General features: G+C 68.7%; 17 protein-coding genes. 10 read left to right on the forward strand and 7 right to left on the reverse strand.

All coding sequences use genetic code 11. The features are described from left to right. Positions 1-21: 21 nt before the first annotated feature. Positions 22-657, forward strand: coding sequence for an acetyltransferase (locus AC1RN5_RS03720; protein ID WP_493039912.1), 636 nt, complete (start codon positions 22-24; stop codon positions 655-657). Positions 658-734: 77 nt separating this feature from the next. Further along, complete coding sequence (locus AC1RN5_RS03725; RefSeq protein ID WP_493039913.1) at positions 735-2,930, forward strand: S9 family peptidase; 2,196 nt, start codon at positions 735-737, stop codon at positions 2,928-2,930. Between the two features lie 59 nt (positions 2,931-2,989). Here the strand turns inward: AC1RN5_RS03725 and AC1RN5_RS03730 are convergent, their stop codons facing one another. Continuing rightward, positions 2,990-3,808 carry a thioesterase family protein gene (locus AC1RN5_RS03730; RefSeq protein WP_493039914.1) on the reverse strand — a complete coding sequence of 273 codons (819 nt, stop codon included), beginning with the start codon at positions 3,806-3,808 and terminating at the stop codon, positions 2,990-2,992. A 401-nt stretch (positions 3,809-4,209) separates the two neighbouring features. Here AC1RN5_RS03730 and AC1RN5_RS03735 point away from each other — a divergent pair, with 401 nt between their 5' ends. Further along, positions 4,210-6,450 carry a transferrin receptor-like dimerization domain-containing protein gene (locus AC1RN5_RS03735; protein WP_493039915.1) on the forward strand — a complete coding sequence of 747 codons (2,241 nt, stop codon included), beginning with the start codon at positions 4,210-4,212 and terminating at the stop codon, positions 6,448-6,450. Here AC1RN5_RS03735 and AC1RN5_RS03740 read toward each other — a convergent pair. Beyond that, positions 6,447-7,082: a glutathione S-transferase family protein gene (locus tag AC1RN5_RS03740; protein ID WP_493039916.1), complete on the reverse strand. Its 636-nt coding sequence runs from the start codon at positions 7,080-7,082 to the stop codon at positions 6,447-6,449. The genes AC1RN5_RS03735 and AC1RN5_RS03740 overlap by 4 nt on opposite strands. A gap of 113 nt (positions 7,083-7,195) precedes the next feature. Here AC1RN5_RS03740 and AC1RN5_RS03745 point away from each other — a divergent pair, with 113 nt between their 5' ends. Beyond that, positions 7,196-7,999, forward strand: a complete 804-nt coding sequence (locus tag AC1RN5_RS03745; protein ID WP_493039917.1) for a pseudouridine synthase — start codon at positions 7,196-7,198, stop codon at positions 7,997-7,999. 383 nt (positions 8,000-8,382) lie between these two features. Continuing rightward, on the forward strand, positions 8,383-9,204 hold the full coding sequence (locus AC1RN5_RS03750) for a flagellin (protein ID WP_493039918.1): 822 nt from the start codon (positions 8,383-8,385) through the stop codon (positions 9,202-9,204). An 88-nt stretch (positions 9,205-9,292) separates the two neighbouring features. Here the strand turns inward: AC1RN5_RS03750 and AC1RN5_RS03755 are convergent, their stop codons facing one another. Together AC1RN5_RS03755 and bla are read right to left on the reverse strand one after the other, a co-directional pair. Beyond that, a complete protein-coding gene (locus tag AC1RN5_RS03755; RefSeq protein WP_493039919.1) occupies positions 9,293-10,513 on the reverse strand; it encodes an NADP-dependent isocitrate dehydrogenase in 1,221 nt (406 codons plus the stop codon). 125 nt (positions 10,514-10,638) lie between these two features. After that, positions 10,639-11,652, reverse strand: coding sequence for a class A beta-lactamase (bla, locus tag AC1RN5_RS03760; RefSeq protein WP_493039920.1), 1,014 nt, complete (start codon positions 11,650-11,652; stop codon positions 10,639-10,641). Positions 11,653-11,714: 62 nt separating this feature from the next. Here bla and AC1RN5_RS03765 point away from each other — a divergent pair, with 62 nt between their 5' ends. Continuing rightward, a complete protein-coding gene (locus AC1RN5_RS03765) occupies positions 11,715-12,506 on the forward strand; it encodes an RNA methyltransferase (protein WP_493039921.1) in 792 nt (263 codons plus the stop codon). Positions 12,507-12,569: 63 nt separating this feature from the next. Continuing rightward, complete coding sequence (locus AC1RN5_RS03770; protein ID WP_493039922.1) at positions 12,570-13,820, forward strand: DUF1254 domain-containing protein; 1,251 nt, start codon at positions 12,570-12,572, stop codon at positions 13,818-13,820. Here the strand turns inward: AC1RN5_RS03770 and plsY are convergent. Next, positions 13,817-14,497 (reverse strand): glycerol-3-phosphate 1-O-acyltransferase PlsY, encoded by a 681-nt coding sequence (gene plsY, locus AC1RN5_RS03775; RefSeq protein ID WP_493039923.1) that lies wholly within the window; start codon positions 14,495-14,497, stop codon positions 13,817-13,819. The genes AC1RN5_RS03770 and plsY overlap by 4 nt on opposite strands. A 292-nt stretch (positions 14,498-14,789) precedes the next feature. Here plsY and rpsD point away from each other — a divergent pair, with 292 nt between their 5' ends. The 3 genes from rpsD to AC1RN5_RS03790 all read left to right on the forward strand — a co-directional run bounded on the left by rpsD (position 14,790) and on the right by AC1RN5_RS03790 (position 18,913). After that, positions 14,790-15,407: a 30S ribosomal protein S4 gene (rpsD, locus tag AC1RN5_RS03780; protein WP_304699249.1), complete on the forward strand. Its 618-nt coding sequence runs from the start codon at positions 14,790-14,792 to the stop codon at positions 15,405-15,407. A 213-nt stretch (positions 15,408-15,620) separates the two neighbouring features. Next, positions 15,621-18,452: a TonB-dependent receptor domain-containing protein gene (locus AC1RN5_RS03785; RefSeq protein ID WP_493039924.1), complete on the forward strand. Its 2,832-nt coding sequence runs from the start codon at positions 15,621-15,623 to the stop codon at positions 18,450-18,452. A gap of 83 nt (positions 18,453-18,535) precedes the next feature. Next, positions 18,536-18,913 carry a hypothetical protein gene (locus AC1RN5_RS03790; RefSeq protein ID WP_493039925.1) on the forward strand — a complete coding sequence of 126 codons (378 nt, stop codon included), beginning with the start codon at positions 18,536-18,538 and terminating at the stop codon, positions 18,911-18,913. Positions 18,914-18,916: 3 nt separating this feature from the next. Here AC1RN5_RS03790 and AC1RN5_RS03795 read toward each other — a convergent pair whose 3' ends face one another. Further along, the gene (locus AC1RN5_RS03795) at positions 18,917-19,336 is read right to left on the reverse strand and encodes an acyl-CoA thioesterase (RefSeq protein ID WP_493039926.1); all 420 of its coding nucleotides are present in this window, start codon (positions 19,334-19,336) and stop codon (positions 18,917-18,919) included. A gap of 11 nt (positions 19,337-19,347) precedes the next feature. Beyond that, positions 19,348-19,692, reverse strand: a complete 345-nt coding sequence (gene grxD / locus AC1RN5_RS03800; RefSeq protein ID WP_493039927.1) for a Grx4 family monothiol glutaredoxin — start codon at positions 19,690-19,692, stop codon at positions 19,348-19,350. Positions 19,693-19,771 lie beyond the last annotated feature (79 nt).

Below are 19,771 nucleotides of genomic sequence, written 5' to 3' on the forward strand. Positions count from 1 at the left end.
CTTAGGCAAAGGTCTTCAGCCGTGAAGCCGATCGCCCTGGTGACCGCGCGGGCCGAGACCCTGCCCCGCATCATCATCGACGCCTGCGCCGCCGCCGGCCGCCCGGTCGCGGGTCTGGTGCAGGTGGGCGATGAGGCCGAGCGGCTGAAGACCCACCTTCCGGTGCTGGGCGGGGCCGACCTGCTCAGCGACCCGGACTTCCTGGCGGCGCACGACATCTTCGTGGCCATCGGCGACGGCCGGCGCAGGTCCCTGAGCGAGGCGGTGCTGGCCCGTGGCGGAACGGTGGCGACGGTGATCCACCCGGCGGCCACCGTCTCGGCCTCGGCTGTCATCGGCGCAGGCACGGTGATCTCGGCCGGAGTGATCGTGCAGATGGACGCCCAGGTGGGCCGCTACTGCAGCCTCAACACCGCCTGTACGGTGGACCACGACAATGTCCTGGAGGATGGCGTCAACATCGCGCCGGGCGCTCACCTGGCCGGCGGGGTGCAGGTGGGGGAGGGCGCCTTCATCGGCATCGGCGCCACCATCAAGGGCTGGCTGCGGATCGGGGCGCGGGCGACGGTCGGGGCCGGCGCCGTGGTGCTGAAGGAAGTGCCCGACGGGGTGACCGTCGTGGGCAATCCGGCAAAGCCCATGGCGGCCAAAACCTGACCTTGCCAAGTGCGGCGGCCGTGCCTTTCATCCGCGGCCCCGCACGGCGGGCGAAGAAGCTCTTACTGGGTGTCCTGATGGCGGGTGTGATGGTGGATGCGGCGCAGGCGGAGAAGCTGAGCCCTGAGCGGGTCTATGCGGCGCCGGACCTTTCGGGGCCCCGGGCCCGAGGCGTGACCCTGTCGCCGGACGGGGCGATGGTCACCTATCTGAAGGCCAAGGCCGACGACGCCCGCATGACCGACCTCTGGGCCGCCGACGTGGCCGGCGGCGAGCCGCGCCGGCTGCTGGACGCCCGCGACCTGATGCCCGAGGATCGGGACCTCTCCGAGGCCGAGAAGAGTCGCCGCGAGCGCCAGGGCGTCCAGACCCGCGGCGTGGTCGCCTATGACTGGGACGAGGAGGGCCGCTTCATCCTCGTGCCGGTGGAGGGCGATCTCTGGCTCTACGCGGTGGCGGGCGGGAAGGTCAGCCGCCTGACCCATTCGGCGACCGACGAGATCGACGCCAAGGTCTCGCCGAAGGGGGGCTTCGTCTCCTTCATCCGCGACGACAATCTGTTCGTTCTTCCCTCACAGGGTGGAGTGGAGCGGGCGCTGACCACCGATGGGACGGAGCTGAAGTCCTGGGGCACAGCCGACTACATCGCCCAGGAGGAGATGGACCGCCAGACCGGCTACTGGTGGAGCCCCGACGAGACCCGCATCGCGCTCACCCATGTCGACCAGACCGGGGTCGATGTGGTGGAGCGCCTGGACATCGGCGCCACCGGCGCGGAGATCATCAAGCAGCGCTATCCCCGGGTGGGCCGTCCCAACGCGGTGGTGAACCTCTACGTCGCCGACGTCGCCACGGGCGCGCGGGTGAGGATCGACCTGGGGGCGGAGACCGACATCTATCTCGCCCGCGTCGACTGGGCCAGGGACGGCAAGACCCTCTATGTCCAGCGCCAGAGCCGCGACCAGCGCCGCCTGGACCTGCTGGCCGCCGATCCGGCCACCGGGGAGACGCGGGTCCTGCTCACCGAGACCAGCCCCCACTGGGTGGAGCTGACCCATGACTTCAGGTCGCTGACGGATGGCGGCTTCCTGTGGTCGTCGGAGCGGACCGGCTGGCGCCACCTCTATCTGCACGGGCCCGACGGCAAGCCGGTGCGCGCCATCACCCAGGGCGACTGGCCGGTCGACGCGGTGGCGGGCGTCGACGAGGCGCGCGGGGTGGTGACCTTCACCGCCTTCAAGGACAGCCCCATCGAGCGGCGGCTTTACGAGGTGTCGCTCGCGACCCCCGGCGAACCCCACCCGCTCACCGCCGCCGGCGGCTGGTGGACGGTGAAGATGGCCAAGGCCGGGGGCGCCTTCGTGGGCGCCTATGAGGACCCCGCCACCCCGCCGCGCACCGGCCTCTATCGGGCCGACGGAACCCTGGTCCGCTGGATCGAGGAGAACCGGCTCGCCGAAGGCCATCCCTACGCCCCCTATGCCGCCCGCCTACGGACCCCGACCTATGGGACGATCAAGGCCGACGACGGCCAGGACCTCTGGTGGTCCCTGCGCACCCCGCCGGGCTTCGATCCGGCCCGGCGCTATCCGGTGATCGTCCAGGTCTATGGCGGGCCGGGCAGCGCCACGGTGCGCAGGATTTGGCAGAACCCCGCCGACCAGCTCTATCTGGAGGCCGGCTATGTCCTGTTCTCCCTCGACAACCGCGGCACGCCCAACCGCTCCGTGGCCTTCAAGACCGCCATCGACCGGCGGCTGGGTCAGCTGGAGGTGGCCGACCAGATGGCCGGCGTCGCCTATCTGAAATCGCTGCCCTATGTGGACCCGGCCCGCATCGGGGTCACCGGCTGGTCCTATGGCGGCTATATGAGCCTGCTGCTGATGACGGCGGAGGGATCGCCCTACGCGGCCACCGTCGCCGGCGCCCCGCCGACCGAGTGGACGCTCTACGACACCCACTACACCGAGCGCTACATGGGCACGCCGGCCACCGATCCGGCCAGCTACGCCGACTCCGACGTGCTGAACCGGGTCGGGCGGCTGAAGCCCGGGAGCCTGATGCTGATGCACGGCATGGCCGACGACAACGTCACCTTCGACAACTCCACCCGGCTGATGGCGGCGCTGCAGGCTCAGGGGACTCCGTTCGAGACCATGATGTATCCGGGCCTGCGCCACCGCGCCGGCTGGACCCAGGCCCACCTGCTGCACCGGACGCGCATGACGCTGGACTTCTTCGGGCGGAAGCTGGCGCCTGCGGCGGCGGAGTAGGGGGCGGATCAATCCCTATCCGCTCATCCCCGCGAAAGCGGGGATGAGCGGGGGTGGTCCTACTCCGGCGAACGCCGCTGCACCGGCCGGTACCAGCAAAGCTGTTCGCTGGTGGCCAGGAGCTTGCCGTCGCGGCTCCAGTAGCTGGAGCGTTCGTCCGAGGCGCCGCCGGCGCCGACGCGGCCTTCGCATTCCACCAGGATGAAGTCGTCGCCCACCTGGGCCAGCTCCTCCTTGGTGGCGTGGAGATAGACCGTGAGCGACAGGGTGGTGTTGTTGATGGTGCGGCCCAGCGCGTACATCGCGCGTGGCGCGGAGTTGTCGGTGACCATGCCCAGCAGGGCCTTGTCCCACGGCGCGCGGCGCGAGCGGACCCAGACCAGGGACCGGGAATTGTCGCTCACCTGCGGCGGGAAGATATCTTGACCCCGGCGCTCGAAGGCCTGGGCGCCGTAGTGCATCGGGGCGTGGGTGTTCTCCGGCGCCGGCAGGCTCTCGGGGGAGGGCGCGTCGGGCATGGTGGCGAAGGCGAAGGCCGGGGTGTCGGGGCGCTTGGCCATGGTGACCATGCCGTGGACGCCCACCTGGTCCGAGCCCGCGGCCAGCAGCTCGACTTCCCAGACTCCGATCGATCCGCCCTGGCGAAGCCTGCGCGTGCGGATGTCCACCTGGCCCGAGGGCAGGGCGGCGGCGTAGGTCAGGGTCAGCGACAGGGCCTCGCCCACCGCCTCGGGCTCGGCCTCCAGCACCTTGATGAACAGGCCGATGGCGTAGCCGCCCCACAGCCCGCCGCCGGGGTTCTGCCACTCCGGCCCGGCGAAGGTGGTCCAGCGGCCGGGCGCGACGGGGGTGAGCGATATGGAGTCGGACTGGGTCATGCCCGGTCTCTAACCCGACGCCGCAACGCCATGGAAGAGCCTGGGCGGGAACCTGCGTCGACGGGCCAGCTTCCCCCACGCATGTGGGGGAAGTGTCACAAGGCTCGCGGAGCGAGACGGGTGACGATGGGGGTGAGTATCTGGAAGGCAGGGGGCTGCAGACTCGCACCCCCATCGACCCTCCAGCCAAACGGCTGTCGGCCTACTTCCCCCACATGTGTGGGGGAAGCTGGCTGGCCGGCCTCGGTGCTGGGCGGGGTCACGGGGGCGGCGATCTTCGCGGTCAGAGACCTCGTTCGTCGCCCGCGACGCTCAACGCCTCAAGGGCAAAGGCGTTCATGCCCGCTTGCGAGCCCCTCGGAGTGATGGCTAGCTGAGCCATTCATCCGGGGGTTCATTCCATGCGCCGCACGCTCACCGCCATCGCCGCCCTGCTGGTCTTCGCCGCCGCCGGGCCGGCCCTGGCGCAGTCCGCCGACCTGGAGAAACGCTTCGACGCCCAGATCTCGCCGCCCGAGATGAGCGCCTGGATGAAGGACCTGGCCTCCCAGCCCAACCATGTGGGCTCGGCCCACGACAAGGCCAACGCTGAGAGCCTGCTGGCCAAGTACAGGTCTTGGGGTTGGGACGCCAAGATCGAGACCTTCTCGGTGCTCTATCCGACCCCGATCACCGTGGGCCTGGAGCTGATCTCACCGACCCCCTTCAAGGCGACCCTGACCGAGGCGCCGATCCCCGGCGACGACAGCTCCAGCCGCACCGCCGACCAGCTGCCGGCCTATGTGGCCTTCCAGGGCGACGGGGACGTCACCGCGCCGCTGGTCTACGTCAACTACGGCATGCCCGCCGACTACGACGCCCTGGAGCGCATGGGGGTCTCGGTGAAGGGCAAGATCGTCATCGCCCGCTATGGCGCGGGCTGGCGGGGGCTGAAGCCCAAGCTGGCCCAGGACCACGGGGCGGTGGGGACCATCATCTATTCCGACCCCCGCGATGACGGCTATGCCACCGACGACGTCTATCCCAAGGGGGCGGCGCGGCCGGCCAACGGCTTCCAGCGCGGCTCGGTGGCCCAGATGCCGCTCTATCCGGGCGATCCCCTGACCCCGGGGGTCGGCGCCACCGAGAAGGCCAAGCGGCTGAAGCGGGAAAATGCCCCGTCCCTGCTGAAGATCCCGGTCTTGCCGATCTCCTATGGCGACGCCCAGCACTTCCTGGCGGCCCTGGACGGCAATGTGGTCCCCGCCGCCTGGCGCGGGTCCCTGCCCATCACCTACCACGTGGGCGGCTCCGAGGCGGCCAAGGCCCATATCGTGGTGAAGTCCGACTGGAGCCAGAAGCCGATCTACAACGTGGTCGCGGTGATGAAGGGCTCCACCTGGCCCGACCAGTGGATCCTGCGCGGCAACCACCACGACGGCTGGGTGTTCGGCGCGTCGGACCCCTTGAGCGGCAATGTCGCCATGCTGGCCGAGGCCAAGGCCATCGGCGGCCTGGCAGCCCAGGGCTGGCGGCCCAAGCGGACGCTCGTCTATCTGAGCTGGGACGCCGAGGAGCCGCTGCTGCTGGGCTCCACCGAATGGGTCGAGACCCATGCCGACGAGCTGAAGGCCAAGGGCCTCATCTATATCAACAGCGACGGCAACGGCCGGGGCTTCCTGGACGTCGGCGGCAGCCACGCCTTCGAGCACCTGGTGACCCAGGTGGCCGACGACGTCACCGACCCGCAGACCGGGGTCAGCGTCGCCAAGCGACTGCGGGCCGCCCTGCAGGTGGGGGCCAGCCAGACCGGCGCCAGCGAGACGCTGAAGGCCCAGGCCAAGGTGGCCGCCGACCCCGCCAAGGACCTGCCCATCGACGCCCTGGGCTCCGGTTCGGATTATTCGGCCTTCCTGCAGCATGTGGGCCTGGCCGCGCTGAACATCGGCTATGGGGGGGAGGGCCAGAGCGGCGGGGTCTATCACTCGGCCTACGACACCTGGGAGCATCACAGCCGCTTCGTCGATCCGGGCTTCGCCTATGCCGGCGCGCTGGCCAGGACCGGCGGCCGCCTGGTCCTGCGCCTGGCCGACGCCGACCTGCCGCTGCAGCACTATTCGAACTTCGCCGACACGGTGGCCACCTATCTCGACCAGGTGAAGAAGCTGGCCGACGCCAAGCGGGAGACGGCCGACACCCAGGCCAAGCTGCTGGCGTCGGGCGCCTACAGGCTGGCGGACGATCCCACCGAGACCCGCGGCGATCCCACCCCCCTGAAGGCCGTGCCGCACTTCAACTTCGCGCCCCTGGAGGACGCCGTCGATCACCTGAAGCGCAGCGCCAAGGCCTATGACTCGGCCCTGGCCGCCAAGGGCGCCGCCCTGTCGCCGGACGCCAAGGCGAAGCTGTCGAAACTGACCCAGGGGATCGAGCAGACCCTGACCCCCGAGGTCGGCCTGCCCGGGCGGCCCTGGTACAAGAACCTGGTCTATGCGCCGGGCACCTTCACCGGCTACGGCGCCAAGACCCTGCCCGGGGTGCGCGAGGCCATCGAGGAGGAACGCTGGGCCGACGCCGACCAGTACTCGGCCCTCACCGCCCAGGCGCTGAACGACTACGCCACCGAACTCGACAAGGCGGTGAAGCTGATCAACGGCGGTTAGCCGAAGCGCAGGGTGAGCGGGTTGGTCGCCTCGAAGGCCGGGCGCGCCCGCATCCGCTCCAGCCAGGCCGCGGCGCCGGGGGCGTGACCCAGGGCTTCCTGGCCCTCGGGCGTGGTGGAGACCAGGTGCAGGTGGGGCGCCAGGAAGAGGTCGGCCAGGGTGACGTGATCCCCGGCCAGGTAGGGCTGTTTCCAGACCGCCTCGTTGATCAGCCGGAACTGGTGGGCCAAGGGCTCGCGCATCGCCGCCAGCGCCGCCTCGTCGGGGGCGTCGCCGCGCCAGAAGGCGGCGGTCCGTTCCTTGATCAGGCCGTTCATCAGCGGGAAGACGTAGCTGCCGACGATGCTGATCCAGCGCAGCATGTCGGTCTGGCCCTGCACGTCGGCGGGCTGCAGGGCGGGGCCGGCGAAGGCGCGGTCGATATAGTGGGCGATGGCCAGGGTCTCGTAGACGAAGACCTCGCCGTGCTGCAGCACGGGCATCTTGCCGAAGGGGTGCAGCTTCAGGCGCTCCGGCGTGCCGGCGTCGGGGATGGGGACGATCTCGCAGTCGACGCCCTTCTCGGCCGCCGTCAGGGCGGCGGTCCAGCCATAGGGGCTCATGGCGATGGAGTGCAGGACCAGGGTGCTCATGGGCCGAACCCTGGCCGCCGGGCCGGCGCCTGGCGTTGACCTGCGTCAACCGCCCGATTGTCGCCGCCGCCCGGGCCGCCTAAGTGTGCGCCGCACGCCGAGCGCAGGGACCCATGGCCTGGACCAAGACCTATGACGAAGCCGAGCCGCAGCGGGTCAACCGCTGGCTGGCCCAGAGCGGGGTGTGTTCGCGGCGCGAGGCCGAGGGGTTGATCGCCCAGGGCCTGGTGAGCATCGACGGCCAGACGGTGGAAGACGCCGGGCGCAAGATCGAGCCCGGTCAGACCCTGGTGCTGTCCGACGGGGCCCAGGCCAAGCTGGAATCCACCCTCACGGTGGTGATCCACAAGCCGGTGGGGATCGTCTCGGCCCATCCCGAGGCGGGCCAGATCGCGGCGGTGACCATGCTGACGGCGGGCGCCCTCTATGGCGAGAGCCCGGTGATCCCGACCCTGGAGAACCGCCTGGCGCCGGTGGGCCGCCTGGACATGGATTCACGCGGCCTGCTGATCCTCTCGGAGGACGGGGTGGTGGCCAAGGCGGTCATCGGACCGGAGTCGGACCTGGAGAAGGAATATCGGGTCAAGGTGACCGGGCAGATCACCGACCGGAAGATCGCCATGCTGCGCCACGGCCTGCAGCTGGACCGGCGGCAGCTGCGGCACGCCAAGGTCACCCTGATCGGCGACCAGCTGCTGCGCTTCGTCCTGAAGGAGGGGCGGAACCGACAGATCCGGCGGATGTGCGAACTGGTGGACCTGCACGTCGTAGACCTGTTCCGCGTACGGATCGGCTCGCTGAAGATCGGCGACCTGCCGGAGGGCCGCTGGCGGGTGATCACCCCGCAGGAACGGGCCGAGCTGATCAACCCGCCGGCGCACCCGGAGCGGTTGAGGACGGGCAAGCGATCCTCCTGACCGATCACGCCTTCGACGACGGCGCGGCTCGGCCGAGAGTCTTCGCAAAGATTTCGAAGATCTGAATTGGCCGCGCCAAAGATTTCGCAGGCCTGAATTGATCGCGCCGTGAATCGCGACAGGCGCGCGCCCGCGCTGTCGAGCATGTCCATAAGTCAAAACGCCGGTACGCCAGGCCGGGCCTCGGATTCCGAACATCGCAACGATCCGGGTCATGGGCTGCGACAGATCGTCCACATCCGGGCTCTCGGAAATTCTGTTTACGATTTCTCAAGACCCTCTTAGGCGGCCCGAAAGACTCAAGTGGTACAGATTCGGCAGAGCAAAAAAGCTCACGCCTATCAAAAATGGTGGGTGAAACCTAGAATTGTGGGGTTTTGAGGATGCCGAATAGCGTCAATACGAACGTAGGTGCGATGATCGCCCTACAGAATCTCAATCAGACAAGTAGTGAGTTGATGGAGGTCCAGGCCCGCATCAACACCGGCAAGAAGATCGCCTCGGCCAAGGACAATGGCGCGGTCTGGGCGATCGCCCAGAACCAGCGCGCCACCTCGTCGTCCCTGAACGCGGTCCGGGATTCCCTTCAGCGGTCGCAGTCCACGGTGGACGTGGCCATCGCCGGCGGGGAGGCGGTCTCCGACCTCCTGCTGCAGATGAAGGAGAAGGCGCTCGCCGCCTCGGACTCCAGCCTCGACACCGCGTCGCGCACGGCGCTGAACGAGGATTTCATGGCCCTGCGCGACCAGGTCGCCAAGTCGGTCTCCAACGCAACCTTCAACGGTGTGAACATGATCAGTTCCGGGGGAACGACGGTCGCCGCCCTGGCCAATGACGACGGAACCTCGAAGATCACGGTCCTGGCCCAGGACCTGTCCCTCACCGGCATCGGTCTGTCGGCCACGGCCTCGGTGGGGTCCCAGAGCCTGGCCGTGGCGATGGTGACCAATGTCGGCACGGCGATCAGCAATGTCTCGACGGCCCTGTCGAAGCTGGGCACGGGGTCGAAGGCGATCGCCTCGCACCTCACCTTCGTCGGCAAGCTGCAGGACTCCATCGACGCGGGCGTCGGCAACCTGGTGGACGCCGACCTCGCCAAGGAGAGCGCCAGGCTGACCTCGCTGCAGACCAAGCAGCAGCTGGGCGTGCAGGCCCTGTCGATCGCCAACACCTCGTCGGCGACCGTGCTCAGTCTCTTTCGCTAAACCGCAGGCCGGGCCGAGGGCCGCGCAGGCTCTCAAGGTCCCGGAATAGAGGCCGGGCCGCCCGTCAGGGGCGGCCCGAGTCCTTGGCTCAGGCCGGTTGGGCCAGCGCCTTGTCGAGGTTCACGGCCACCTTGTCGATGAAGCCCTCGGTGGTCAGCCAGCCCTGGCTGTCGCCCACCAGCAGGGCCAGGTCCTTGGTCATGGAGCCGCTCTCGACGGTCTCGACGCAGACGCGCTCCAGGGTGCGGGCGAAGCGGTCCAGCTCGGGATTGCCGTCCAGCTTGGCGCGGTGTTCGAGGCCCCGAGTCCAGGCGAAGATCGAGGCGATGGAGTTGGTGGAGGTGCTCTCGCCGCGCTGGTGCTGGCGGTAGTGGCGGGTGACGGTGCCGTGGGCGGCCTCGGCCTCCATGGTCTTGCCGTCCGGGGTGATCAGCACCGAGGTCATCAGGCCGAGCGAGCCGAAGCCCTGGGCCACCTGGTCGGACTGCACGTCGCCGTCGTAGTTCTTGCAGGCCCAGATGAAGCCGCCCGACCACTTGAGCGCCGAGGCGACCATGTCGTCGATCAGGCGGTGCTCATAGGTGATGCCGGCTTCCTTGAACTGCGCGGCGTACTCGGCGGCGAAGATCTCGGCGAAGATATCCTTGAAGCGGCCGTCATAGCCCTTGAGGATCGTGTTCTTGGTGGAGAGATACAGCGGATAGGTGCGCTGCAGGGCGTAGGCGAAGGAGGCGTGGGCGAAGTCGCGGATCGACTCGTCGAGGTTGTACATGGCCATGGCCACGCCGCTGCCGGGATAGTCGAACACCTCGTGCTCGATGACCTGGCCGTCCTTGCCTTCCCACTTGATGGTCAGCTTGCCGGGGCCGGGGACCTTGAAGTCGGTGGCGCGATACTGGTCGCCATAGGCGTGGCGGCCGATGATGATCGGTTGGGTCCAGCCCGGGATCAGGCGCGGCACGTTCTTGCAGATGATCGGCTCGCGGAAGACCACGCCGCCGAGGATGTTGCGGATCGTGCCGTTGGGCGACTTCCACATCTTCTTCAGCTTGAACTCTTCGACCCGGGCCTCGTCGGGGGTGATGGTCGCGCACTTGATGCCGACGCCGTACTTCAGGATGGCCTCGGCGGACTCGACGGTGATCTTGTCGTCGGTGGCGTCGCGGCTCTCCATGCCCAGGTCGTAATAGGCCAGGTCGATATCGAGATAGGGCAGGATCAGCTTGTCCTTGATCCACTGCCAGATGATGCGGGTCATCTCATCGCCATCGATATCGACGACAGGATTGGCGACTTTGATCTTGGCCATGAGGGCGATGCGCTCCGGGGCGTAAAATTGGCTTTGGGGGCCGTATACTAGGCGTCGGCCCCGACGCAAAGGCCGCGGAGCCCGCAGGCGCGGATTAGGGGCGAAGCGTTCCTGGCCAAGGAACGCTACTGCACGCCGCGGGTCACCATTCGGGCCACATCGGCGATGATCTTCTCGTTTTCGGCGTCGTCCCGGGTCGAGCCGGAGAGGAAGACGGCCACCGCGTAGCGCCGGCCGTCGGCCAGGGTGACGATGCCGATGTCGTTGACCGCGGGGTTCATCCCAAGGTCGGTCCGCGCGGTCCCGGTCTTGTGGGCCAGGCGGGCGGTCTTGGGGAAGCCGGCCTTCAGACGATCGGCGCCGGTGGGGGTCTCGGTCATGATCTTCAGCAGCAGGGCGGTGGAGGCGGGCGTGAGCAGCTCGCCGTCGTCGAGGCGGTCCAGGAAGGCCAGCGCCCCGCGGGGGGTGGAGGTGTCCTGCGGGTCGGCCATATAGGCCGCCGTGGCCCTGCGCCGGGTCTCCGGCGGGATCGAGTTGAGCACCGTCATATAGGCCTGGCCCTTCCAGGCCGGCCGGAAGGAGGCCATGCCGGCGATGTCGGGCTGGAGCTGGCGCTCGTAGCGGTCGACGCGCATCTCCTCGACCTTCTTGTTCACCAGCCAGGCGGTCACCGCGCCGGGGCCGCCGATCTTCTTCATCAGCACGTCGGCGGCCGTGTTGTCGGAACGTCCCGTCGCGGCGACCAGCAGCTCGCCCACCGTGTAGTCGCGCCGCGCCGGCCAGGCGTCGGCCACCGGGCTGAAGGGGGGCGACAGGTCCTGGTCGGCGATGGTGATGGGATCGTCGAGGCGCAGCCGCTTGGCGTCCACCTCGGCCAGGACCGCGGCGCCCAGGGGGGCCTTGAACACGCTCTGCATGGGGAAGCGGCGCTCGCCGTTGAAGTCCCAGCTCTGGCCGCTCTCCAGGTTCATCACGCCGATGCCCAGGACGCCGGGCTTGGCGCGCTCGGCGATCTCCACGACCTCGGTGTTCATCCGCGCCATGTTGATCTGGGGCGTGTTGGAGGCGGTCTGCGGCGAACCTTGCCCGCAGGCGGCGAGGACCAGGCCGGCGAGGGCGACGAGCAGGGGGATACGCATGATCGAGCGCCTTAACACACACCGCCCTTGCAATGAGACGGGCAAGCGATTGAAAACGCGCCATGCCCACAGGTTCCGCCGCTCCCCCCTGCATCATCCTCAATGCGCCGCAGCTGGCCCAGAACATCGGGGCCGTGGCCCGGGCCATGGCCAATTTCGGCCTGGCCGACCTGAGGCTGGTCAATCCCCGCGACGGCTGGCCCCAGGAACGGGCCTGGTCCTCGGCCTCGGGCGCCGAATGGCCGCTGAACGCCGCGCGCGTCTATGACAGCGTCGAGGCCGCCATCGCCGACCTGCACCTGGTCTACGCCACCACCGCCCGTCCCCGCGAACTGCAGCTTCCGATCCTCACGCCCCGGGAGGCGGCGGCCAACCTGATCCACGAGGTGGCCGAGGGCCGCAGGGTGGGCCTGCTGTTCGGCGGCGAGCGCGCCGGGCTGGAGACCGCCGACATCGCGCTCTGCCAGGCGGTGGTGACCCTGCCCATCGACCCCCGGTTCCGGTCCCTGAACCTGGCCCAGGCGGTGATCATCCTGGCCTATGAGTGGCGCATGACCCAGGCCACGGGGGCGCCGGCCATCTTCCGCGACGCCCCGCCCCCGGCCGAGGCGGCCGCCATGCAGGGGCTCTACGATCACTTCGAGCAGGAGCTGGAGGCCGCCGGCTTCTTCCATCCGCCGGAAAAGAAGCCCTCCATGATGCAGAACCTGCGCTCAGCGCTCGGCCGCGCCCGCTTCTCCGACCAGGAGGTCCGCACCTTCCGCGGCGTGGTCACCGCGCTCTCCAAGGGCCGCGGCCGCGCCCTGCACAAGCTGGCCCGTGAGAAGGCCAAGCAGGGCCTGCCGGACGCCTGACCGGCGGGCTTGCGAAGCCTGGCCGCACGGGCGATGGGTGTGGCCTCAGACGGGGAGACGACCATGGCGACCAAGGACCTCGAGGCCCTGAAGACCGCGGCGCGAGACGCCTATATCTTCACCCTGCCCCTGGTGGAGATCGCCACCACCCGGGCCCGTGGTCAGGCCGCCGGCTCGCCGATGAACGTCTTTGGCCACATGCGCCGCCTGGCCGACCACACGGCGCGGGCCGTCACCACACCCAACAACGACACCTTCTATTCCACCGCCCAAGTGGACCTCTCCCAGGGCCCCGTGACGATCAACCTGCCGGCCGCCGGGGATCGCTATCTCTCCCTGGCCCTGATGGACGCCTACACCAACAACTTCGCCATCCTGGGGACCCGCACCACGGGACCGGACGGCGGGACCTTCACCCTGGTGGGGCCGACCGAGGCCGCCGAGGGGCCGAATGTGGTGCGTTCCCCCACCAACCATGTTTGGGCGCTCGCCCGCATCCTGGTGGACGGCCCCCATGACGTGGAGGGCGCCAAGGCCGTGCAGCACGGCCTCTCCATGCAGGGCCCCGCCGTACCGACCCCAGGCCCCTTCGCCCATCGCGGCGCGCCCTGGGACGAGTATTTCGAGACCGCCGCCCGGCTGATGGCCGCCAACCCGCCGCGGGTCGAGGACCGCGCCTTCCTGGCCGCCATGGCGCCGTTGGGCCTCGCCGACTTTGACGCCTCGCGGTTTTCGCCGGAGGAAGTCGCCGCCATCGAGGCGGGCCTGGCCGAGGGCAAGATCGCCTCGCGCAAGGGCGGACTCTCCGGCGCGGGCTTCGTCGAGGGCTGGTCCTATCCCTCGGCGCGGTTGGGCGATTTCGGGCGGGACTACGGCCTGCGGGCCTCGGTGGCGGTGGCGGGTCTGGCCGCCCTGCCGCCCGAAGAGGCCATGTACATGCGCGCCGAGGGCGACCTGCCGCGCGCCCTGTTCGATGGAACCCGGTCGTGGCGGCTTTCCTTCCCGGCGGGCGGCCACCTCCCGGTCCATTCCTTCTGGTCGCTGAGCCTCTATGAGGCGACACCGGACGGACAGTTCTTCTTCACCGACAATCCCCTCGACCGCTACGCTATCGGCGACCGCACGCCGGGCCTTGTCATGGGCGCCGATGGTTCGCTGGACATCTGGATCGGCCACGAGGATCCGGGCCCCGAGCGCCGCGCCAACTGGCTGCCGGCGCCGGCCGGGCCCTTCGCCCTGTTCATGCGGGCCTATCTGCCCAAGACAGAGCTGCTGGAGGGCGGCTATCGCCTGCCGCCGGTCGTTCCGGCCTAGGCTGCCGCCTTGGGTTCAGGACGGCTCTTCCCCAGGCGCGGTTCGGTCCCGGCCAGCAGCCGCCCAATGTTGGCGCGATGGCGCACGATCACGTAGACGCCGCCGGCGATCACCAGCAGCCGGTAGGGCAGGGGTTGCTCCAGGGCGCAGATGAGGGCGATCGCGGTCAGGGCGGCGAGCATCGAACTGAAGGACATGATCCGGCACGCGGCCAGCACGGCGCCGAAGACCGCCAGGGCGCCGAGACCGACAGGCCAGGCCATGGCCAGCAGCACGCCCAGGCCGGTCGCGACGGACTTGCCTCCTGAGAAGTTCAGCCAGATCGACCGGCCATGTCCGAGCAGGGCGGCCAGTCCGGCGAGGCAGACGGCCCAGGGCGTCCAAGTCTGCAGATCCAGCGCCGCCGGCGGCGTGACGAACGGCAAGGTGAAGAACCAGGGATAGAACAGACGGGCGAAGACGATCGCCGCCACCCCCTTCAGGACATCGATCAGCAGCACCCCCCAGAACGGCCAGACCCCCAGGGTGCGCAGGATGTTCGTCGCCCCGATGGACTTGGAGCCGTGCTCCCGGATGTCGATCCCCTTGAGCAGTCTCCCCGCCAGATAGCCCGTCGGGGTGGAGCCGAGCAGATAGGCGACGGCCACGACAACCAGGCTCGCAATCCAGAAGTCCATTGGGGGTCACCTCGGCGCTGAAGTTCCAGGCTTGGCGCGATGGCCTTGGTCAGGACGACCCTGTGGGGCCAGGCAAGATCATAGGGGCGATTTCCGGACCGACCTAGCCAGGGCGTGATCCCAAACCCCGCTGGATTGACTTACCGCGCCCGCCGCATCATAAACCGCCCCTTCGCGCCGCCGGGTCACCCTGGCGGCTGTGAACACCTATGACGGGTGATCTGGACGCCGCCGTTGAAATCGCGCCTTCACTGATGAAGGCGCCGGCCCGGATCGTGTTGAAAGAGCTACTATGTCCAAGCGGCATTCCGCGAAGTACAAAATCGACCGCCGGATGGGCGAAAACATCTGGGGTCGTCCGAAGTCCCCGGTGAACGCCCGTCAGTACGGCCCCGGCCAGCACGGTCAGCGCCGCAAGCAGAAGGTCTCCGACTTCGGCCTGCAGCTGCGCGCCAAGCAGAAGCTGAAGGGCTTCTACGGCAACATCACCGAAAAGCAGTTCGTCCGCACCTACGAGGAAGCCGACCGCCGCAAGGGCAACACCTCGGAAAACCTGATCGGCCTGCTGGAATCGCGCCTGGACGCCGTCGTCTATCGCGCCAAGTTCGTGCCGACCGTCTTCGCCGCCCGTCAGTTCGTGAACCACGGCCACGTGCTGGTGAACGGCAAGCGCGTCAACATCGCCTCCTACCGCGTGAAGGCCGGCGACATCGTCTCCGTCCGTGAGCGCTCCAAGAACATGGCCCTCGTGCTCGAAGCCCTGCAGTCGGGCGAGCGCGACACCCCCGACTACATCGAGCTGGACACCAAGGCGATGACCGCCAAGTTCATCCGTCAGCCGGAGTTCAGCGAGGTTCCCTACGCTGTGAAGATGGAGCCGAACCTGGTCATCGAATTCTATTCGTCCTGATCACGTCCGACATTTCGAGTTCAGCGAAGGCCCCGGAGCGATCCGGGGCCTTTTGCTTTGGGGGTTTCGGCGATTCCGGGTGCGCGCCCGCCGCCTTCAACCGAAGGGTGAGCTTGACAGCCGTGTGACAGCTACGTTTCCTCCCTGACACAAACGGACCGCAGCGCCCGACCCGGGCGAGTCGACGGTTCCGAAAAACTCCGGGGGAAGCCCATGAAAAGACTAATGACGAGCGCGGCGACGCTCGCGCTCAGCGTGTTCGCTGCCGGCGCAGCCTACGCCCAGACCGCCAAGGATCCGACCGTCGAGGAGGTGGTGGTCACCGGCTCGCGCATCCGGACCAGCCCGCTGGATCAGATCCAGCCGGTGATCCAGATCGGCGAGGAGGCGATCCTCAAGACCGGCCTGTCCTCCACCGCCGACGTGCTGCAACGGCTGCCGGTGGCCTCCGGCGGCCTCAATTCCAAGTTCAACAACTCCGGCAACTTCGGCAATCCGCCCGACGGCGGCGGGGTGGGCGCCGGCGCCGCCGAGATCGACCTGCGCTACCTGTCCTCCCGCCGCGTCCTGGTGCTGGTGGACGGCCTGCGCTGGGTGCCGGGGGCCTCGGCCTCGGGCGTGCCGGGTTCGGTGGACCTGAACACCATTCCCTCCCCGATGATCTCGCGGGTCGAGGTGCTGCAGGAAGGCGCCTCGCCGATCTACGGCTCCGACGCCATCGCCGGGGTGGTCAACATCATCACCAAGACGCGGCAGGACGGCTTCCAGGCCTCCGCCCAGGTCGGCCGGTACGGCGATGGCGACGGCTTCTCCAAGGAGCTGAACGTCTCCTGGGGCGCCAGCCAGGACCACACCACCATCGTGGTGGGCGGCGGCTACATCAAGCAGGACGCCGTCTCCTCCGGCGACCGCAGCATCTCCCTGTTCCCCAGTCCCGGGGCGACCTCCTGCCTCGGCGGCGGCTGTAGCTCGGGCACCCTGCTGGGCCGGTTCATCATCCATGATCCGAACACCAACCAGGATCTGGACATGACCCTGAAGCAGGCCCTGGCCGTCGGCCAGCGCCCGACCTACGTGCCCGGCGCCCCCACCGGCGCGGCCTCCAGCTTCAAGGACTTCACCACCCTCGATCGGTTCAACTTCCAGCCCTACAACTACATCGTCAGCCCCTCGGAGCGGACGAGCCTGTTCGGGTCGGTGACCCAGGACATCACCGACAGCGTCAAGCTGCGGGTCCGGGCCTCCTATGTGAACCGCCGCTCCGCCAACCAGGCCGCGCCCCTGCCGCTGTTCGTCGGCCCCGACGCCGGCAACGGCAACCTGCTGGACACGGTCGCGGTCGACGCCACCAACCCCTACAACCCCTTCGGCTTCACCCTGCAGCAGGGCACATACGCCTTCATCGGCCGCCGGCTGATCGAGAACGGGCCGCGCCACTACGAGCAGGACGTCAACACCTGGAACCTGACCGCGACCCTCGACGGCCAGATCGAGGCCGCCGGCCGGGTCTTCTACTGGGACGCCAACGCCGTCTGGTCGCGCAACCGCGCCGAACAGACCTTCACCGGCAACGTCAACGCCCAGCGGGTGCAGCAGGCCCTGGGTCCGGTCGCCCAGTGCACCGGGTCCTGCGTGCCCCTGAACATCTTCGGCGGGCAGGGGACCATCACCCCGGCCATGCTGGGCTTCATCGGCTTCACCCAGCAGGACGTCTCCGAGCAGGAGCTGCACGACTACTCCCTGAATATCACCGGAGACCTGTTCGACCTGCCGGCCGGGCCCTTGGGCGTCGCCGCGGGCTATGAGCACCGGGAGAACGAGGGCTTCTTCCAGCCGGACGCCATCGTCGCGGCCGGCCTGTCCTCCGACATCCCCGCCCAGCCGGCGCGGGGCTCCATCAAGGTCGACGAGTTCTACACCGAGCTGTCGGCGCCCATCGTCAAGGACATGCCGCTCTTCCACCGCCTGGACGTCTCCCTGGCGGGCCGGTGGTTCGACTATTCCACCTCGGGCAAGGACTCCACCTACAAGGCCGGCCTCGCCTGGCGGCCGGTCAGCGACGTCCTGGTCCGCGCTTCCTGGGGCCAGGGCTTCCGGGCGCCCACCATCGGCGAGCTGTTCGGCACCGCCTCGCGCTTCGACCAGGAGGTCAACGACCCCTGCTCCAACCTGGCCACCAAGGCGGCCAATATCCGCGCCAACTGCATCGCCCACGGGGTTCCGGCCAGCGGCAGCTATTCCCAGCTCAACCCGCAGATCTCGGTCATCACCAGCGGCAACCGCAACCTCCAGCCGGAGACCAGCGAGAGCCGCACCTATGGGGTGGTGTGGGAGCCCAGCGCCCTGAAGACCGCCAGCTGGGCCAGCGGCGGCTCGATCGAGGTGATCTACGCTGACATCGAACTGGACGCCGCCATCCAGGCCCAGAACGGCCAGACCTTGCTGGACCGCTGCGCCCAGACCGGAGACGCGCTCTCCTGCGCCACCATCACCCGGACGGCGTCGGGCGCGGTGGCCGGGATCGCCAACCCGCTGATCAACATCGGTGGCATCAAGACCCGGGCGGTGGACCTCAACATCCTCTACCAGTCCCCCGACACCGCCATCGGCCGCTTCGCGGTGCGGTCGAACTCCAGCTTCCTGCTCGAGTTCACCGAGAACGTGCCCACCTCCTCGGGCCTCGCGGGCATCAAGCGTGAGGGCACCGAACGGGGCAGCCCGGACCAGGCCTATCCCAAGACCAAGTCCACCCTGGCGGTCGACTGGGACAAGGCCGAATGGGGCGCCACCGCCTCGGCCCGCTACCTGTCGAGCGTCACCGAGCCCGGCGCGGCCGACAACAAGCTCAAGGCCGTCACCTATTTCGACGCCCAGCTGCGCTACACGCCCGACTATCTCGACGGCTTCAGCTTCGCCGCCGGCGTCAACAACCTGTTCGACAAGGATCCCCCGGGCTGCATCACCTGCGGCCTGAACAACTACGATCCCAACGCCTATGACGCGCCGGGCCGGTTCTTCTATCTCCGGCTCAGCTACAAGCAGTAGGAACCGGGACCCCGGCGGATCAACCGCCGGGGTCTTCGCTTTGGGGGTTGCCGCCAAGGCGGCGGACGTGGCGAAGTGCGGCCATGCATCGTCGTCTTCTGTTGATCGCGGGCCTCAGCCTGCTCGCCGGCTGCGCCACCGCGGCCCCGCCCATCGTCGCCCCGGCCGGTTCGGCCCTGGGGGAGCTTGAGCCGCTCTACTCGGCCAGCGCCGGCCGCGAGGCCCTGACCATCCGGGTCTCCTCCAACGGCTGCACCAAGAAGGAGGACTTCGCCTTCTTCGTGGAGCGGAAGGGGGACGCCGTGACCCTGGCCTTCGGCCGCAAGCGGCTGGACCCGTGCAAGTCCTTCGCCATGGGGCACACGGACCTCACCTTCAGCTATTCGGAGCTGGGGGTGGCGGGGCGCACGCCGCTGTTCCTGCTGAACCCGTTCTATCCGTGGACCGGACCCGGCTCCTGACCCTCAGAGGAAGCGGTCGACCATGTCCTGCTGAACCCGCTTGGGGCGGCCGGTGGCCGCCTCGATCAGACACCAGGAGGTGACCGCCTGGGCGCACATGGCGCCGTCGGGTCCATCGATCCGGACGTAGCGGTCGAAGCGCGGGCCTTCGGGCCTGGGGGCGACCCAGGTGCGGGCCCGGGCGGTCTCGCCCGGCAGCAGGGCGCGCCGGTAGTCCACCTCGTGGCGCAGGACGATCCAGGCCCAGCGCGCCTGGTCCGCCGCCGGCTGGCGGGCGGCCCAGTGGGCGGTGGCCATGTCCTGGATCCAGCGCAGATAGACCACGTTGTTCACGTGGCCATTGGCGTCGATATCGGAGGCTTGCGGCGTGAAGCTGGCCTCGAAGACCTGCTGGCCTTCGGGCGGTTCAAGCAGCCTGGTCACGGGAGACCGGCTTAGGCGGCGAGCACGCCCTGTTCGATGAGCAGGGGCTTGAGTTCGCCCGACTGGAACATCTCCTTGACGATGTCGGCGCCGCCGACGAACTCGCCCTTCAGGTAAAGTTGCGGGATCGTGGGCCAGTCGCTGAAGGTCTTGATGCCGTCGCGCAGGGCGTTGTCCTGCAGGACATTGACGCCCACGAAGTCGACGCCGAGGTGGTCGAGCACCTGGACGACCATGCCCGAGAAGCCGCACTGCGGCTGTTCGGGCACGCCCTTCATGAACAGGACCACGGGATTTTCCGCCACGGTCTTGGCGATGAAGTCGTGGACGGGGTTGCTGGCGGGGGCGTCGGTCATGGGACGGCTCTTTCGTCGAAACGTACGGCTGAGAGCTAGGGAGCCGGGGCCTGCGGGTCAAGCTCTGGCGCGATTGGCC

This window comes from Phenylobacterium sp. GW821-FHT12F10, assembly GCF_058806695.1.

Excerpts from the sequence above, each read along its gene's own strand:
- rpsD (WP_304699249.1), top strand. The coding sequence starts at position 14,790 with ATGTCCAAGCGGCATTCCGCGAAGTACAAAATCGACCGCCGGATGGGC.
- AC1RN5_RS03735 (WP_493039915.1), top strand. The coding sequence starts at position 4,210 with ATGCGCCGCACGCTCACCGCCATCGCCGCCCTGCTGGTCTTCGCCGCC.
- AC1RN5_RS03785 (WP_493039924.1), top strand. The coding sequence starts at position 15,621 with ATGAAAAGACTAATGACGAGCGCGGCGACGCTCGCGCTCAGCGTGTTC.
- AC1RN5_RS03730 (WP_493039914.1), bottom strand. The coding sequence starts at position 3,808 with ATGACCCAGTCCGACTCCATATCGCTCACCCCCGTCGCGCCCGGCCGC.
- AC1RN5_RS03725 (WP_493039913.1), top strand. The coding sequence starts at position 735 with ATGGCGGGTGTGATGGTGGATGCGGCGCAGGCGGAGAAGCTGAGCCCT.
- AC1RN5_RS03750 (WP_493039918.1), top strand. The coding sequence starts at position 8,383 with ATGCCGAATAGCGTCAATACGAACGTAGGTGCGATGATCGCCCTACAG.
- AC1RN5_RS03790 (WP_493039925.1), top strand. The coding sequence starts at position 18,536 with ATGCATCGTCGTCTTCTGTTGATCGCGGGCCTCAGCCTGCTCGCCGGC.
- AC1RN5_RS03755 (WP_493039919.1), bottom strand. The coding sequence starts at position 10,513 with ATGGCCAAGATCAAAGTCGCCAATCCTGTCGTCGATATCGATGGCGAT.
- AC1RN5_RS03740 (WP_493039916.1), bottom strand. The coding sequence starts at position 7,082 with ATGAGCACCCTGGTCCTGCACTCCATCGCCATGAGCCCCTATGGCTGG.
- AC1RN5_RS03765 (WP_493039921.1), top strand. The coding sequence starts at position 11,715 with ATGCCCACAGGTTCCGCCGCTCCCCCCTGCATCATCCTCAATGCGCCG.
- AC1RN5_RS03745 (WP_493039917.1), top strand. The coding sequence starts at position 7,196 with ATGGCCTGGACCAAGACCTATGACGAAGCCGAGCCGCAGCGGGTCAAC.
- bla (WP_493039920.1), bottom strand. The coding sequence starts at position 11,652 with ATGCGTATCCCCCTGCTCGTCGCCCTCGCCGGCCTGGTCCTCGCCGCC.
- grxD (WP_493039927.1), bottom strand. The coding sequence starts at position 19,692 with ATGACCGACGCCCCCGCCAGCAACCCCGTCCACGACTTCATCGCCAAG.
- AC1RN5_RS03770 (WP_493039922.1), top strand. The coding sequence starts at position 12,570 with ATGGCGACCAAGGACCTCGAGGCCCTGAAGACCGCGGCGCGAGACGCC.
- plsY (WP_493039923.1), bottom strand. The coding sequence starts at position 14,497 with ATGGACTTCTGGATTGCGAGCCTGGTTGTCGTGGCCGTCGCCTATCTG.